The organism is Methyloglobulus sp. (assembly GCF_040079455.1).
Taxonomy (GTDB): Bacteria; Pseudomonadota; Gammaproteobacteria; order Methylococcales; family Methylomonadaceae; genus Methyloglobulus.
Window position 1 is genome coordinate 60,347 of the sequence record NZ_JBEBKJ010000007.1, and the last position, 16,274, is coordinate 76,620.

Annotated in this window: 13 protein-coding genes; 6 read left to right on the forward strand and 7 right to left on the reverse strand. The window is 42.4% G+C overall.

The genetic code is table 11. The features are described 5' to 3' along the window. The first annotated feature begins 38 nt into the window (after positions 1 to 38). Both ABL924_RS03160 and ABL924_RS03165 read left to right on the forward strand, forming a co-directional pair. Positions 39 to 524: a zinc ribbon-containing protein gene (locus tag ABL924_RS03160; RefSeq protein WP_349025616.1), complete on the forward strand. Its 486-nt coding sequence runs from the start codon at positions 39 to 41 to the stop codon at positions 522 to 524. A 60-nt stretch (positions 525 to 584) separates the two neighbouring features. Then, positions 585 to 1,364: a ParA family protein gene (locus ABL924_RS03165; protein ID WP_349025617.1), complete on the forward strand. Its 780-nt coding sequence runs from the start codon at positions 585 to 587 to the stop codon at positions 1,362 to 1,364. Positions 1,365 to 2,975: 1,611 nt separating this feature from the next. Here the strand turns inward: ABL924_RS03165 and ABL924_RS03170 are convergent. The 6 genes from ABL924_RS03170 to rpmH form a co-directional block, all read right to left on the reverse strand. After that, positions 2,976 to 5,192, reverse strand: coding sequence for a carbonic anhydrase family protein (locus tag ABL924_RS03170; RefSeq protein WP_349025618.1), 2,217 nt, complete (start codon positions 5,190 to 5,192; stop codon positions 2,976 to 2,978). A 368-nt stretch (positions 5,193 to 5,560) separates the two neighbouring features. Next, positions 5,561 to 6,907 carry a tRNA uridine-5-carboxymethylaminomethyl(34) synthesis GTPase MnmE gene (mnmE, locus tag ABL924_RS03175; RefSeq protein WP_349025619.1) on the reverse strand — a complete coding sequence of 449 codons (1,347 nt, stop codon included), beginning with the start codon at positions 6,905 to 6,907 and terminating at the stop codon, positions 5,561 to 5,563. Between the two features lie 8 nt (positions 6,908 to 6,915). Next, positions 6,916 to 8,628, reverse strand: coding sequence for a membrane protein insertase YidC (gene yidC / locus ABL924_RS03180; RefSeq protein ID WP_349025620.1), 1,713 nt, complete (start codon positions 8,626 to 8,628; stop codon positions 6,916 to 6,918). A gap of 2 nt (positions 8,629 to 8,630) precedes the next feature. Continuing rightward, positions 8,631 to 8,858 carry a membrane protein insertion efficiency factor YidD gene (gene yidD, locus ABL924_RS03185; protein ID WP_349025621.1) on the reverse strand — a complete coding sequence of 76 codons (228 nt, stop codon included), beginning with the start codon at positions 8,856 to 8,858 and terminating at the stop codon, positions 8,631 to 8,633. Then, positions 8,843 to 9,208 (reverse strand): ribonuclease P protein component, encoded by a 366-nt coding sequence (gene rnpA, locus ABL924_RS03190; RefSeq protein WP_349025622.1) that lies wholly within the window; start codon positions 9,206 to 9,208, stop codon positions 8,843 to 8,845. Before rnpA ends, yidD begins: the two co-directional genes overlap by 16 nt. Beyond that, entirely contained in the window at positions 9,205 to 9,342 is a 138-nt protein-coding gene (rpmH, locus tag ABL924_RS03195; protein WP_349025623.1) for a 50S ribosomal protein L34, read from the reverse strand. The genes rnpA and rpmH overlap by 4 nt, the downstream gene beginning before the upstream one ends. 169 nt (positions 9,343 to 9,511) lie before the next feature. Between rpmH and dnaA the strand changes: the two genes are divergently transcribed. The 4 genes from dnaA (at position 9,512) to gyrB (ending at position 15,664) form a co-directional block, all read left to right on the forward strand. Further along, positions 9,512 to 10,828 (forward strand): chromosomal replication initiator protein DnaA, encoded by a 1,317-nt coding sequence (gene dnaA, locus ABL924_RS03200; protein WP_349025624.1) that lies wholly within the window; start codon positions 9,512 to 9,514, stop codon positions 10,826 to 10,828. 192 nt (positions 10,829 to 11,020) lie between these two features. After that, on the forward strand, positions 11,021 to 12,121 hold the full coding sequence (gene dnaN, locus ABL924_RS03205; RefSeq protein ID WP_349025625.1) for a DNA polymerase III subunit beta: 1,101 nt from the start codon (positions 11,021 to 11,023) through the stop codon (positions 12,119 to 12,121). 9 nt (positions 12,122 to 12,130) lie between these two features. Beyond that, positions 12,131 to 13,231, forward strand: coding sequence for a DNA replication/repair protein RecF (gene recF / locus ABL924_RS03210; protein WP_349025626.1), 1,101 nt, complete (start codon positions 12,131 to 12,133; stop codon positions 13,229 to 13,231). An 18-nt stretch (positions 13,232 to 13,249) separates the two neighbouring features. Further along, positions 13,250 to 15,664 carry a DNA topoisomerase (ATP-hydrolyzing) subunit B gene (gene gyrB, locus ABL924_RS03215; RefSeq protein ID WP_349025627.1) on the forward strand — a complete coding sequence of 805 codons (2,415 nt, stop codon included), beginning with the start codon at positions 13,250 to 13,252 and terminating at the stop codon, positions 15,662 to 15,664. 157 nt (positions 15,665 to 15,821) lie between these two features. Here the strand turns inward: gyrB and ABL924_RS03220 are convergent, their stop codons facing one another. Then, positions 15,822 to 16,220: a hypothetical protein gene (locus tag ABL924_RS03220; RefSeq protein WP_349025628.1), complete on the reverse strand. Its 399-nt coding sequence runs from the start codon at positions 16,218 to 16,220 to the stop codon at positions 15,822 to 15,824. Positions 16,221 to 16,274: the final 54 nt, after the last annotated feature.

A 16,274-nucleotide genomic window follows, 5' to 3' on the forward strand; every position in this document is an offset into this window, starting at 1 on the left:
ACGCTTAAATCTAAAGTGACATTTTCAGGAGACAACTCATGGCTAAAAATAAATTAGTTACTGCTTACACGGACTTGATGGAACATCTCTATCTGGCTATGGACAATACATTGCATTCAATGGCGGATGCCTTAGATATTGCAAAAGACAATATTCACCAAGCTGGCAACCTGACTAAGGATGAAGTCAACAAGGTATCGAATTTTCTAACGCGGGATATTGAAAGCGCCGCGCAAGGCTTACCTGCCCATAAAGATGCCAATTCCTTGTCCGAATGGTTTAAGTTTGATATTGATTTGATTGAGAACTTTACCTTGGATGCCTTTCTCAGTCTGGCGGATAAAACCCGCATTGAACTGGCAAAGCTGGGCGAGCAAGCGAAAACACACACTTACCAAAGTGGTGATGTAACCATACCTGGAACGTTTATTTGCGACAACTGCGGCAAGGAAATTGCGTTTAAGGCACCTAGCCAGATCCCAGAGTGCCCAGCGTGTCAGGGCAAAATTTTTATCCGAATTTGATATTAACAGCATTAGTCCTATAATGGGATTTTCATCTATTTGATTTAACGGGGAAATAACATGCGTAGGGTCATTTTTAACCAGAAGGGCGGAGTAGGTAAATCAACGATTACGTGTAATCTTGCGGCCATTAACGCCGTTGAAGGGAAAAAGACTTTAGTCATCGACCTGGATATTCAAGGCAATTCTACTCAGTATTTGCTGGGCAAAAAAGTCACTGACAGCGATAAGACCATCGCCCATTTTTTTAAAGATTGCTTAAGTCTTTCGCTGTTCGGGGGCGGTAATACAACGGGGCTTGAAAACATCATTCACGAAACGCCGTTTCCAAACTTATACGTTATCCCTTCACATCCTGACCTTGAACCCCTTCAAGCTCGCTTGGAATCACGCATGAAGACTTTAAAGCTAAGAGAAGCGCTGGAGAAGTTGACGGGATTCGACACGATTTACTTGGATACTCCGCCAGTCTTAAATTTTTACAGCCATTCCGCGTTAATTGCTGCCGAGAAATGTTTAATTCCGTTTGATTGCGATAGCTTTTCAAGGGAAGCCTTATATACCCTGATGCAAACAATTACGGAAGTTAAAGCAGATCACAATCAAGGTTTAGAGATTGAAGGCATTATTGTCAACCAGTATCAAAAACAGGCTAATCTGCCACAGCAACTGGTTGAAGCACTCATTGCGGAAGGCTTGCCGGTACTTGGCGCAATGATCTCACCTTCCGTCAAGGTCAGGGAATCTCACTCTGCATCACAACCCTTAGTTCACTATGTTCCTAATCACAAATTGACCAACGAGTACAGGGCGTTGTACGCGGAAATTCACGGTAGTTAAGATTGTTTTCCGACTATTTCTAAATCCGAAATTTTCAACCTTAAAGACTTCTGCTGCTAATTTTTGACGTAATGCCTCGTGTTACGGTTCTGACTTACGTAATATTTTGGCATAAAAAAACCCAGCACTAAGGCTGGGTTTTTCCGCAGACTTAAAGATACTTAAAGTGCGATAGAACTGGACTCTGAAGGTCTTTGTTTAGTACCGTCTTGAGGATCCATACAACCGGTTAAGCCAACAATCATTAAAGCAACAGCTACAAGTGATATAACTTTTTTCATAAGATCATCCTCCAATGGGTTCGAATTTTTTATTTTATTGTGCGCCTTAAAAGCACGGTGAATTTATATCATGACTAGAACGGTGATGCAATAACTAAAAACTCATCAACTAGGTGCAAATACAATAACCCACTTCAGAATACCCAATGTGGTTGATAAGCCAACGCTTTGGGGATGCAAGGTTGCGTAAATATTAGCTGTATTTCTTGGCCTAATGGAGACAGATAGTTATTGACAGAATCAATCAAATCAATGGTGTCGCCGCCCAACGCCGCTTAGATCCTGTACTACTCATAACACTCCGAGTAATGCAAAGTCTCTACGAGATACCATTGGGCAACAAGCCGTGAAAGTTCTGGGCAGATTTTGTGCAACATCCGCTCTACGAATACCAGCGTGAAGTTTTTTGTGGCAAAAAACGCAGGAAAATCGAAGAACCGCCGGACAAAATGTCGTTTTTCAACGACTAAGATCGACAACCAATGCTTAATTTACAGTCAGTTACTGAAGGAAAGGTTTGCATTAAAAAACCCCTTAAGTTTTAACTTTGCGAGGGCTTGGGTCACTTGAAGGCGAAGCCTACGGAAAATACTCCATTGGCATGAAAAGCAAAGCAATAGGATATAGTTGGTTACACTATGCTAGAAATTATAGACGAGGTTCGAGAATGGACAAGGGAATTCTTGGTTTAGATTTAAGCACAAATTCAATTGGCTGAGCTTTACTTGAAGAAAAACAAGGAAAACAAGGAAAACTCAATAAAATTATAAACTTAGACAACCGATTTTTTACTAAACCGGTTGAAGAAAAAACGCCCACACCCAAAAATGTAAAACGACGGAATGCAAGGTTAACACGTCGTGGCTTACAATACCGCTCCAGAGCCAGGCGCAAATTGCGGACGCTTAATTATACCAATCCCGATAAGTTCACATATTATCCCTTCTCCAGTGGGAGAAGGTTAGGATGAGGGGATTCAAATAACAACTTATTGGGATTGGTATTACCTCATAACGCTAGGGTTATTGCCACAAGAACTGACTCAATTCATCACCAGAAATCATCCTAAACGACCTATACAATCCTTACCCATTAATGGCTAAAGCCCTTGATAATGCCGTAACGCACTTTGAATTACGGCGAATATGCGCCTTATTAGATTATCATGATCTGTAAGCAAAATCGCAAAACCGATGGCGTAAAAGTTGTAATAGAGCAAATCATTTTTTACCAACGTCCATTAAAACTCCATGCCAACCGTATTGGCAAATGCTCGCTAGAATCTGCCTGGAAAGCCAGCGTTTCCGTTATCTGCAAGACATTCATAACGTTATGCAGCATGAAAGAAATTAACCTTACCAGTTTCAATATCGTACATACCCCCGATGATCGCAATATCTCCCGCTTGCTCCATAGCGGCTAGCAAGCCGCTCTGTTGCCTGATCTGCTCAACGGTCAACTGGACATTTTTGTCAGCCACTTTTTGGATCAGTTCGTTCTTATCAATCCCGTTATTCGCAGGCATTTCTGCGTGAACACACGTAATCGCCGGTTTTATTTTGGCCAACAACCCTGTCAAATGATCGAGTTTGGCATCGGCACAAGCACCCTTGATTGCCCCGCAATGGGTATGGCCCAGCACGACGATGAGCTTTGAACCTGCTAACTTGCAAGCAAATTCCATACTACCCAGGAAGTCGTCATTGACAATGTTGCCCGCTATTCTGGCGCTAAAGACATCGCCTAAACCCAGGTCGAATATCAACTCAACGGAAGTGCGCGAGTCCATGCAGCTTAAGATAATCGCAATAGGAAACTGGCCATCGCTGGTGTCGTTGACCTGTTCCAGCAAGTTGCGATTGGATTTTAGATTGTATACAAACCGTTCGTTGCCTTCCTTGAGCAAGTCCAGCACCTTATTGGGGGTTAAAGATTGTTGCGATTCGTAAGTTTGGGTACGGGCATTCTCAACGGAGGGCAGCGAACCAAAACCACGGACATTTTCAAGGATCAGTTTGATATGTTTATGGTGAGCCTCGCTTTTAAAGGTCTGGATAATTTCATAGACGTCATAATCAATATATTTTGACCGGGTGGCATCAATAACCACCTCGCTATGCGCTGGTAGGGCTTCCAAAGTTTGCTGGAGATTAGCACGGTTCAAAAAAGAAACATGCTCTGACAAACGAATGACGTGTTTATTGCCGATCTGGGTTTCCTTAAAGTAATAAGCACTTTTATAGTTTTCCAGCAAGATAGAAAACAGGGCAATCGTAAGGCCAATAAGAATACCAAACAGGATATTAGTGAAAACCAAACCCAGGACCGTCGCACAAAAAGGGATAAAATGATACCAGCCTGATTGGTATAGCGTCTTGAATGTCTCTGGTTTAGCTAACTTATAACCGACCACCAATAAGATCGCTGCTAAACTTGCCAGCGGGATTTTATTGATAATAGTTGGGATTAAAAATACCGCCGATACCAAGAGCAAACCATTAACAATACTTGCTGCTTTAGTTTTCGCGCCGGACTGGACGTTAATGGAACTGCGGACGATAACCTGTGTTAACGGCAAACCACCCAATAAACCTGAGCTGATATTGCCGATTCCTTGGGCAATCAACTCCCGATTCGAAGGTGTAATTCTCTTATAAGGATCGAGCTTATCAACAGCGTCTAAAGATAATAAAGTTTCCAAACTAGCAACCACCGCCAAGGTCAACCCAGCCCAATAAATTTCGGGATTTGTGACCTGACTAAAATCAGGAAAATGCAATTGCTGCATAAGCCCTGACATATCCTGCACGAGGGGAATCATCACCAAATGCGTTTCTTGCAAAGCAAAACCGGGAACTACGTTACGTAAAGTTTCGTTAAACAAAACACCCAAGGCAACCACCACTAACGGCGCTGGCAGCAAATGAGAAAAACGTCGTTTCTGCATGAACGGCAGCTCCCACAACAACAATACCAATAGCGAGGCTAAGGCAATCAAAATAGCGCCAGGTTGGGATTGATCCAGCATGTGAAACAATTCGGTCAACGAAGAATAGTTGTCTATCTGGCTAAAAGAAAAATCCCCTTCGTAATCGCGGTCATAACCTACCGCATGGGGTATTTGCTTAAGGAAGATAATAATGCCTATCCCGCTCAACATCCCATTGATAACCGAAGACGGGAAATAATAAGCAATTACCCCAGCCTTCGCCAAGCCCATCACTATTTGCAACAAGCCCGCAACAATGACGGCCAATAAAAATCCACCAAACCCTAGTTTTTCTATGGTGGGCAGAACGATAAGGGCAAGACCCGCCGCCGTCCCGCTAATACCCAACGCGGAGCCACTAAGCGGCGCAACCACCAAGCCGCCAACAATACCGGTTATCAGCCCTGAAAATAAAGGTGCACCAGATGCTAGGGCAATCCCTAATGACAACGGCACTGACACCAAAAATACCGCTATACCGGCCGGAATATCGTCCTTGAGATTAGCAAAAAATGAAAAATTATCGTCTTGTGGGTCTGGTATCTGAATTCCAGGCATAAATATAAATTCCTATCAATAATAAACTGAGATCACCATATCCAGTTATACCAATGCCTACACCTAAGTCGCCTTCCTTAGGGTGGGGTTAGGATGAGTGGATTTAAATAAAATCATACTGGTACTGATATTGATTATTTTATAGAAACATTACCTTGCGAAGTAATTCAATAAACTACTAAATTGGCAGAATTGACGTTTATTATGGCAAAAAACGCAGAAAAGTCGAAAAACCGCTGGAACAATTGTTGCACTTCGGAATTGAATCCGCCTTTTTTAAACAAACAATTTAAAAAAGTTAGTATAACCAACTATGGCCTACTTACAAAATGGAATGCTCAACCACGAGGATCATGGAACTAGAAAACTCATTTCCCTATACAAAAGCTGGAAAATATCTTTCCTAAGAGATCATCAGAAGTAAATTCTCCAGTGATTTCAGCAAGCGCTTGTTGGGCTTGCCTTAAGTCTTCCGCGATAAGTTCACTGGCTTGGGTGGTTTGTAGTTGGTTTAACGCGTTTTGGACGAGTTCGTAGCCTTTTTTTAGGGCTTCAAGGTGGCGGGTTCTGGCGATGAAGATGTTTTCTGCTGAGTCGTTATAACCGACGCTTTGTTTTAGGTGTTGGATTAGTAGGTCCGTGCCTGCGCCAGTTTTAATGGATAGGTAGATTTGTGTGCCGGATTCTGTGGTTTGTTTTTCCGGCTGTTTATTGACCAAATCTATTTTGTTGAAGACGGTTGTTATGTCCAGACCTTCGGGGATAGCATCCAGCAAGGTTTGGGGTTGGGTATCTCTAATGTCGATAAGCAGCAAGACTTTGTCAGCTTTGCGGATTTCCTCAAACGCTCGGCGGATGCCTTCTTGCTCGACGGCGTTGGTGCTGTCATGTAAGCCTGCGGTATCAATAATGTGCAGCGGCATTCCGTCCAGTTGTATGCGTTCGCGTAGCACGTCACGCGTGGTGCCGGCAATGTCGGTGACAATGGCGGCATCGTGTCCGGCGAGTGCGTTTAACAAGCTGGATTTTCCGGCATTAGGTTTACCAGCGAGTACGACGGTCATGCCGTCACGCAACAAGCGGCCTTGTTTGGCGGTTTTTTGGATTTCTTCCAGCCTTTGCACAAGACTTATTAATCGGTTTTCGACGACCCCATCAGTCAGGAAATCGATTTCTTCATCGACAAAATCAATGGCGGCTTCGATGTAGATTCTAAGCTCGGTCAGTTCGGTAATCAGCAGATTGATCTGGTCGGAAAACACGCCTTGCATGGAGCGTTGCGCGGAACGAACGGATTGCTCGGTGCTGCTGGTTATTAAATCGGCAACGGCTTCGGCTTGGGCGAGATCGAGTTTGTTGTTGAGGTAAGCACGTTCGGTGAATTCCCCCGGCTTGGCTAATCGTGCGCCCAATGCCAACACGCGCCGTAGCAGCATGTTGAGGACGACCGAGCCACCATGCCCTTGGAGTTCGAGGACATCTTCACCAGTATAAGAGGCTGGGGATGGAAAATAGAGGGCTATGCCGGAATCAATAACGGCATTATCTTGATCCAGAAAAGTTGAGAACTGTGCGGTTCTTGGCGTTAAGGCTTTTTTTGTTAGTTTGGTTGCGATTTCAGTAACTAATCCACCTGAAATTCGGATGATACCGACACCACCGTTACCGGAAGGTGTCGCTATGGCTGCAATGGTGCCTATTTGTTCAATGTCCAATAGTCGCGCTAGGCTTGTGCATTGATTTTTTTGGTGATGTAGGTCTGCTGGATAATGGATAAGGTGTTGTTAACTACCCAGTACAAAACCAAACCTGCGGGGAAAAACAGGAAAAATACGGTAAATACGAGCGGGAACATTTTCAATATCTTCGCCTGAACCGGATCAATCGGTGGCGGATTAAGCCCTTGCTGAATTTTCATGGTAATACCCATAATTACAGGGAGAACCAAAAATGGATCCATAACCGACATATCCTGAATCCACAACAGGAACGGGGCTTGCCGGAATTCAACGGTTTCGCTCAATACCCAATACAAAGACATAAAGACGGGAATTTGGAATAGGATAGGTAAACAACCACCCAGTGGGTTGACCTTTTCCTTTTTGTACATATCCATCATTTCTTTATTGAACCGCGGCCTGTCGTCGGCAAAGCGCTCTTGTAATTCTTTTAGGCGCGGTTGTATCTTACGCATCCTTGCCATTGAGATGAAGCTGGCTTGTGTCAACGGGAACATCAACAATTTAATACAGAAAGTCACACCAATAATCGCAAAACCCCAGTTACCGGTAAAGCTATGAATTTTATTGAGCAACCAGTAGATAGGTTTGCCGATGAAGGTCAACACACTGTAATCAACGGTAAGCTCAAGCCCTGGCGCTACTTTTTCCATGATAGGTTGAATTTTCGGACCCGAAAATAAGCGTGAGACAAACTGGGTTTCTGTGTTGTTGGCGACTGTCACTGGCGGTGAATACGAGCCGATGACGTAGCGTTCATCCTTTAGATGTTTAGTGTAAAAGTGGTTTTCTGATTCTGCGGGTGGAATCCACGCCGAGGCAAAATAATGCTGAATCATGGCTGCCCAACCACCTGGGCTGGCGACATCCAAATTATCATCAACCATATCGTCAAAGTTAATCTTTTTGTACTTGTCCTTTTCGGTATAAACAACGCCGCCGTCATAAGCCCGCATACCTGCGGTCAGCATGTTGCCGGTATTTTCTTTGAAGGGAACTCTTAGTAATTGGCTGTATTGTCTTCCAGACCAATCTTTTCCGGTGTTATTTTTGATGTTTTGGTTGAGTGTGATTTCGTAACTGCCACGCTTGAAAATGAAGGTTTTGGTCATTGCGAGCCCATTGTTATCCGTCCATGTTAGTGGAACGGTAAGGCTGTCTTGTCCTTTAGCAAGGGCATAGCTATTCGCTTGGTGAGTATAAGTGCTGTGATGATCAGGAGCCGCTGCATTCCCGCTAGCTGCAATCAAGCCGCTTTGCGCGATAAACATTTTTTCTGGGCTGCTGTTAAATAGCCTTACTGGCTGATGATTTTTTTCAGCCGCTTCTAAACCGACGAGTTTTCTCATCGCGTTTACAATCGTATTATCTTTTTCTACTGGGTAATTAAGTAAGTCCAGATTCTGTATCGTGCCGCCTTGCATATCAATTTCAAGGGCAATAACATCGGTTTTTACAGTAACAACATCAGTGGCGGAAACAGCCGCCAACGGTGCAGTAACGACTGGTTGCCCCTCGGGTTGTGCCTGTGTAGCGGTATTGGTTGTTGAAGGCAAATCTTCTTTCACATCTGCAATGGCAGGATTTTCAATTTGTGCGGTAGCAGGTTTAGGACCGTAATCAACCTGCCAAGCTTGCCAGAGCAGTAGTACGATCATTGCAAATGCAATGACGAGTAAAAATCGTATATTATCCATTCTTATTTATTACCAAATTTTTCTGGAACGGGATCAATGCCACCTTCGTGAAAAGGATGGCATTTCAATAATCTTCTGGCTGTCAGGTATAAACCTTTAAGCACACCATGCAATTCAAACGCTTCCATAGAATACGTTGAGCAACTGGGATAAAAGCGGCAGTTATTGCCAAGCACAGGACTAATAAAGGTCTTATAAAACCTTATAATGGCTATCAGCTTGAAGCACATTTGGATACCAATTTAAGCCAATGTTTTTCCAATGACTGTCTTAATACATCCGGCGGTGCACCCAGCGCTTCTTTTCGTGCCAGGACAACAATATCAATGCCAGTCATCGTATGCTGTTGGATCCTAAAGCTTTCCCTGACAGTTCTTTTAATCACATTTCTGTGCACTGCCTTTCTAATAATTTTTTTGGCAATTGCCAACCCGACTCTGGGATGATCAGAATCGCTCTGTGTGGCTAAAAGCGTAAAATACCGATCTGTTGATTTGACGGGATTGGTAAAAACATTTTTAAATTCAGCGGCTTTTTTTAATCTTAATTCTGGAGGGAAACCGTAGTTTAGCTCCGTCACACAGCAGTCAGCCTAGATCTTCCCTTCGCCCGCCTTGCGTTTATTACTCTACGGCCACCGACTGATGCCATTCTTTCTCTAAAACCATGGGTTCTAGCACGTTTAATTTTGCTGGGTTGGTATGTTCTTTTCATATTACAAAAGCCTGATCAAATAAGGGTCAATAAAAACAGATAAAAAAGCCTACGGATGATAAGATATAAGCCCGATTATGTCAATTCTGTGAGCTTGCACGTTTATCCTGTATAGTAACCGACGAGCTGAATCTGTCAAACATATAAAATCAATAAGTTAACGACTTCAATGAGTTCCATTTGGAATAACTGCTTGAGTAAGCTGGAAAATGAAATTTCCAGCTCGGAATTTAATACCTGGATTAGGCCACTTCAGGCCGTAGAAAATGAAGGGCAGTTAAAATTGCTCGCCCCTAATCGTTTTGTAATGGATTGGGTTAAGGAACGGTTTTTTCCAAAAATAGAAGACCTTGTCAGCGAGTTTTCCAATGGTTCATTAAGCCTGATTTTGGAAATCGGCTCGAAAGCTTCCACTTTACCTGCTACCAAAAAAACAGTTAAACGAACCGATGCAAAAAAAGCTGGGCCAAGTAATCTCAATAAGGCATTTACTTTCGATAATTTTGTTGAAGGTAAATCCAATCAATTAGCAAAAGCCGCTTCGTTTCAAGTCTCCGAGAATATCGGCAGAGCTTATAACCCCCTGCTTATCTACGGCAGTTCTGGTTTGGGTAAAACCCACTTAATGCACGCCATCGGCAATGCGGTTTTGCTCAGAAAACCATCCCTTAATATTCTCTATGTGCATTCTGAAAAGTTTGTGCAAGATATGGTTAAGGCACTACAGCAAAATACGATTAACGCCTTTAAAGATTATTACCGTAATTTGGATGTCTTGTTGATTGACGATATCCAGTTTTTTGCCAGCAAAGAACGTTCACAAGAAGAATTTTTCCATACTTTCAATACCTTGCTTGAAAAAAAGCATCAAGTCGTGCTGACCTCCGACAAATATCCCAAGGAAATCGCTAATCTTGCCGAGCGGTTAAAATCACGGTTTAGCAGCGGTTTACCCGTAACTATCGAGCCACCTGATATGGAAACCAGGGCGGCCATCTTGATGAAAAAAGCGGCTATGGTGAATGTTGATCTACATCAGGATGTGGCTTTATTTATCGCCAAGCGGATTCCATCCAATGTCCGTGACTTAGAAGGTGCGTTAAGGCGCGTCATTGCGAATTCTCAATTCACTGGTCGTGAAATCACGATTGACTTCACCAAAGAAGCCTTGCACGATTTAATCTCGATGCGCGATAAGTTAGTTGACATCAACAATATTCAAAAAACCGTTGCTGAATATTACAAAATCCGTATTGCCGATTTGTCTTCAAAAAGCCGCAGGCAGTCTGTTACCCGTCCTAGGCAAATTGCCATGTCCTTAGCCAGGGAGCTGACTTCACTTAGTTTTCCAGACATTGGTGATTCTTTTGGTGGTCGAGACCATACCACAGTGATAAATGCCTGTAACCGAGTAAATGATCTCAAGGAAGTCGATAACAAGATTGCTGAGGACTATTTTAACCTGTTGAGAACCCTGTCACACTAAGCGGGTAAAAGTTGTGGATAAAGCGAAGGTGTTTTAACCAGTATGAGTTATCCCCGAATCACACACAGCAAGTCAGGGGAGTTACTAACAGCTTGCTAAACAGTTTAAGGTATTGAATTATAATAATTAAAACTGCTTACTAACAGTTTTGAGCTTTGCTAATAATAGTAGTAATTTAAAAAATAAAACATTATGAAATTTATTATTAATAGAGAAAATTTACTAACTCCTTTACAACAAATCGTAGGGGTTATTGAAAAAAGACAAACCATGCCCATCTTGGCAAATGTGCTTATGGTTGTGTCTGATGATTTTTTGATTTTGACGGGAACGGATTTAGAAATCCAAATTGTTGCTAAAGTCAGTATCACAGATGCCAGTCCTGGTTCCATTACCGTCCCTGCCAGAAAATTATTGGATCTTTGTCGGTTACTTCCGAACGGGGCAGACATCCAACTAGAGCAGCAAAATGATAAGGTTAAAGTCCTATCGAATCGAAGCAAGTTTTCGTTAAGTTGTTTGCCTTCCGAGCATTATCCCGAATTTGCCGAATCCGAAATGGATAAACAATTCACTATCAATGCGGGAAAATTTAAAAAAGCCTTGGAAAAAACCATTTTTTGTATGGCTAATCAGGATGTTCGTTATTACTTGAATGGTCTTATGCTGAATATTTCCAATAATAAAATGAAATTAGTGGCTTCAGATGGACATCGTTTGTCAATTTTTGAAGATAAGCTGGAACATGAAACCGGTTACGAGGCGAGGATTATTCTGCCTAGAAAAGGTGTTTTAGAGCTTTACCGCTTGTTAGATAATTTAGAAACAGAACTAACTGTGATGTTTTCCAACAACAATATAAAAATTACGATTGGTCATTTGATTTTTACAGCCAAACTGGTCGATGCTAAATACCCTGATTTTGGCAAAGTTTTTCAACAAGCTTTTTACGAGCCTATAGCCATACCAAAACTGGTGTTAAAAGATACTTTAACCCGTGTTGCCGTGTTGGCTAATGAAAAATTTAAAGGCGTTACATTTGACATTTCGTCCAAAAGCATGAAAATCAGCACCCATAACCCAGAACACGACGAAGCCGAGGAAGAAATCAGCATAGATTATCAAGGTGAGGAATTATCCATTGCCTTTAATGCACAATATTTACTCGATGCTGTTTCAAACCTGGATTCCGATACAGCTGTTCTCACTATAGCAAGCAATGCCAGCAGTTGTTTTATTGACGAACCCAATCAATGTGAATATAAATTTATCGTCATGCCTATGCGGCTCTAAACGCTTTGTATGAGTCTACAAAGACTGGATATTTATAATGTAAGAAATATCCACGAACAGTCGATTACCCCGTCGCCTGACCTCAATTTTATTTATGGTAACAATGCCAGTGGCAAAAGCGCACTGATCGAAGCGATTTTTCTGTTAGGTCGTGCAAAGTCATTTCGTTCTTCATCTATAAAATCGGTTATCCGTTTTGAACAAGACAACCTGACTGTATCCGCTCATGTTTTGCAAGGCAAAAGTGGTGGTCTTCAGTTGGGCATTCAAATGGATGGCAAAAATATTGAAATTCGTATAAACCAGCAACCTAGCCAAAAGCGTTCAGATTTAGCCTACGCATTACCGCTGCAAATCATTCATCCGAAAAGTTTTGAATTGTTAGATGCAGGCTCACAAATACGACGTGAGTTTTTGGATTGGGGAATTTTCAACCATGAAGAAAACTTTTTACCCGCGTGGCGAAAGTATAAAAAAGCCTTGGCACAACGAAACGCCTTACTTAAAACGAGAGAAATCAAACAACTTTATGTTTGGAATAAGGAGTTGGGTAATTACGGTACAATAGTCAATGAATATAGGCAGCAGTACCTGGAAATCCTAAAGCCGATACTTAGTAAGACCATCGCTAGATTCGACACCTTAAGTGATATTGATATGAGGTTAATATCCGGTTGGGATACTTCTAAGCAGCTCGAACAACTACTCGACGAGGATTTGGAAAGAGATCTACGTTATGGGTTTACCCATAGTGGCCCACACCGAGGTGATTTTCATTTGTTAGTCAATAATACATTAGCAAAAGATGTGGTCTCAAGAGGGCAGTTAAAGCTACTGGTTATTTGCCTGAAGCTTGCTCAAGTTGAATTGATGTTTAGGGAGCGTGATAGCTTTGGCTGCATCCTAATAGATGATTTTGCGGCGGAACTGGATAAAGACAACCGAGCAAAAGTCCTTCAGTATTTGTGTGAAATTCAGTGCCAGGTATTTATCACAGCTACGGAAGCGGAAGATTTTGGTGATTTAAGTGATCTAGAAAACTATAAAATGTTTCACGTGGAACACGGAAGCATACGAACGAACAATGTTCCACATGGAACATCTTTGTAATATGAGGAAACGAATAACATGAGTGACAACGATCAATACGATAGTACTAATATTCAAGTCCTAAAAGGTTTGGATGCCGTACGAAAACGCCCAGGAATGTACATTGGTGATACCGATGATGGTTCAGGCTTGCATCACATGGTGTTCGAGGTCGTCGATAACTCTATTGACGAAGCTTTGGCGGGTTATTGTAAAGAAGTCAAAGTTATCCTGCATGCGAACGGCTCAGTTACTGTTGCTGACGATGGTCGTGGCATTCCTGTGGATGTTATGCATGAAGAAGGGGGGAAATCCGCTGCTGAAGTCATTATGACGGTATTGCATGCGGGCGGAAAGTTTGATGATAACGCCTACAAGGTATCAGGCGGTTTACATGGTGTTGGTATTTCAGTAGTGAATGCCTTATCTGAAGAGCTACTGTTAGAAATTCGCAAAGACGGCCAGCTTTACAAGCAAACCTACCGTATGGGCAATCCTGTCGCGCCCTTAGCCGCAGTAGGTTCAGCACAAGGCTCAGGCACATTAATAAACTTCACCCCCAGTGCGGAAACATTTAACAACATCGAATTTCATTACGACATTCTCGCCAAACGTTTACGAGAACTCTCCTTCCTGAATTCCGGTGTACGTATCATCCTCGAAGATGAAAATACGGATAGACGCGACGTGTTTGAATTTGAGGGTGGTATCAGCGCTTTTGTCAGTCATCTCAACAAAAACAAAACCCCGTTATTTCCTGATGTGTTCTACTTTATCGCAGAGAAAGAAGGTGTGACCGTTGAAGTCGCCATGCAGTGGAATGATTCCTATCAGGAAAATGTTTTCTGTTACACCAATAATATTCCACAACGTGATGGTGGCAGTCATTTAGCTGGCTTTAGGGGCGCATTGACGCGGACTGTCAATCAATACATCGAATCCAGCGGCTTGGCGAAAAAAGAAAAAGTAAGCACAACGGGAGATGATGCTCGTGAAGGCCTAACTGCGGTGCTATCTGTAAAAGTACCTGATCCTAAGTTTTCATCGCAAACCAAAGATAAGCTGGTTTCCTCCGAAGTCAAACCTTTGGTTGAATCCACGATGAACGAAAAGCTCCAGGATTTTTTACTTGAGAAGCCACAGATTGCCAAGCTCATAGTAGGTAAAATCATCGACGCTGCACGCGCACGGGAAGCCGCCCGTAAAGCACGGGAAATGACGCGTCGTAAAACCACGCTCGACATTGCTGGTTTGCCAGGAAAACTTGCGGACTGCCAAGAAAAAGACCCAGCTTTATCAGAACTGTTCCTGGTCGAAGGGGATTCAGCAGGAGGTTCAGCAAAGCAGGGGCGGGATCGCCGGACTCAGGCTATTTTGCCATTGAAAGGTAAAATCCTGAATGTAGAAAAAGCCCGCTTCGATAAAATGATTTCCTCAGAAGAAGTCGGCACATTAATTACCGCACTAGGCTGTGGTATTGGCAAAGACGAATACAATATTGAGAAACTGCGTTATCACCGTATTATTATCATGACCGATGCTGACGTTGATGGATCACACATCAGGACTTTGTTGCTTACGTTCTTTTATCGCCAATTGCCCGAAATTGTTGAAAAAGGCTATATCTACATCGCACAGCCGCCGTTGTACAAAGTCAAAAAAGGCAAACAAGAGCATTACGTCAAAGACGATGCCCAGCTAAACGAATACCTTATCCAATTGGCATTGGAGAAAACCCAGTTGTTCACTGATGAAACCACACCGCCCATACAAGGGCAAGGGTTGGAAAAACTCGCGTTGGCATATACCCAAGTGGTAAGTATTATAAATCGCTTATCAAGGCGCTATGATGCCGTATTTATAGAACAACTGACCTATTTAGAAACTGTAAGCGAAGCACATCAACAAGACCAACAAAGATTGACTACATGGGTCAGCAGCTTACAAAAAAGGTTGACGGACAACGACAACAAAGTTGAATTTGAGGTTAAGCTGGATTACAAAACCAGTGATGACTTCACAATCGTCGTTAATAAAAAACAGCATGGCATCACCAAAGTTTTTGTTGTCACAGCGTCTTTCTTCCACAGTAAGGATTACCAAAAACTATCCAAATTTGCCGAAGATACCGCAAACTTATTTACCGAAACCGCCTACTTAAAAATGGGCGAAAGACAGCACCCAGTCGGTAGTTTTAAACAAGCCTTTGAATGGATGATGAAAGAAACAAAAAAAGGTCAATATATTCAAAGATATAAAGGCTTAGGCGAGATGAACCCTGAACAACTTTGGGCAACCACCTTGGATGCTAACAACCGCCGCTTGTTACAAGTGCGGATAGAAGATGCGATTGCCGCCGATGAAATATTCACCACATTGATGGGCGACGTAGTTGAACCCCGTCGGGATTTCATCGTCAAGCACGCCCTAGATGCCACGAATTTGGATGTTTGACATGTAATGTAAAATGACACCATTAATGAAAACTGTGCCAAGTTAGTGAAAAAGTCGTGACAAAGAAAACGAAAAGATTTTGATTTTGAAGTATAGCAAAGGAGCATAAATAATTTCAGGTTAAAATTTTAGTAATTATGGATCGGGCTGATGAAGCTTATCGCCTAAATAAAATAGCCCCCAGAAAGTGGCTACAATCATTTGCCAAAAAAGCAAAAAGAAAACTAAGGTAAATAATCCAGATACCCATATTTAACATGCTTGATGAATCATTGCCCTTATTCGGGATATAGGCAGATTGTGCAAATATGGCTAACACTATAAGAATTAGACTTTCCGCAGTGAGGAAGGCAAACATTGAACATAAAAAGCGTCTTCTTGTCAGTTCAATAACTGCACGTTTTCCTTGTACCAAAATATCAATTTTGGGGGCTGGCACTGGCATTGTTTTATCAATATCGGGCTTATTAAAGGTCGCAATCGCTGCTAATTGTAATGATTTAATTAAACCGGACACATCTAGAGGCAGATTTATAATGTCATTGGAGGTGAACATGAATAATCAAACAAAGCGCCCCAATCCTAAATTCACATTAGAATTTAAACAAGA

What these genes read in the sequence shown, in the direction of transcription:
- ABL924_RS03160 (WP_349025616.1), top strand. Translation starts at nt 39, where the DNA reads ATGGCTAAAAATAAATTAGTTACTGCTTACACGGACTTGATGGAACAT.
- ABL924_RS03165 (WP_349025617.1), top strand. Translation starts at nt 585, where the DNA reads ATGCGTAGGGTCATTTTTAACCAGAAGGGCGGAGTAGGTAAATCAACG.
- ABL924_RS03170 (WP_349025618.1), bottom strand. Translation starts at nt 5,192, where the DNA reads ATGCCTGGAATTCAGATACCAGACCCACAAGACGATAATTTTTCATTT.
- yidC (WP_349025620.1), bottom strand. Translation starts at nt 8,628, where the DNA reads ATGGATAATATACGATTTTTACTCGTCATTGCATTTGCAATGATCGTA.
- yidD (WP_349025621.1), bottom strand. Translation starts at nt 8,858, where the DNA reads ATGTGCTTCAAGCTGATAGCCATTATAAGGTTTTATAAGACCTTTATT.
- rpmH (WP_349025623.1), bottom strand. Translation starts at nt 9,342, where the DNA reads ATGAAAAGAACATACCAACCCAGCAAAATTAAACGTGCTAGAACCCAT.
- dnaA (WP_349025624.1), top strand. Translation starts at nt 9,512, where the DNA reads ATGAGTTCCATTTGGAATAACTGCTTGAGTAAGCTGGAAAATGAAATT.
- dnaN (WP_349025625.1), top strand. Translation starts at nt 11,021, where the DNA reads ATGAAATTTATTATTAATAGAGAAAATTTACTAACTCCTTTACAACAA.
- recF (WP_349025626.1), top strand. Translation starts at nt 12,131, where the DNA reads ATGAGTCTACAAAGACTGGATATTTATAATGTAAGAAATATCCACGAA.
- gyrB (WP_349025627.1), top strand. Translation starts at nt 13,250, where the DNA reads ATGAGTGACAACGATCAATACGATAGTACTAATATTCAAGTCCTAAAA.
- ABL924_RS03220 (WP_349025628.1), bottom strand. Translation starts at nt 16,220, where the DNA reads ATGTTCACCTCCAATGACATTATAAATCTGCCTCTAGATGTGTCCGGT.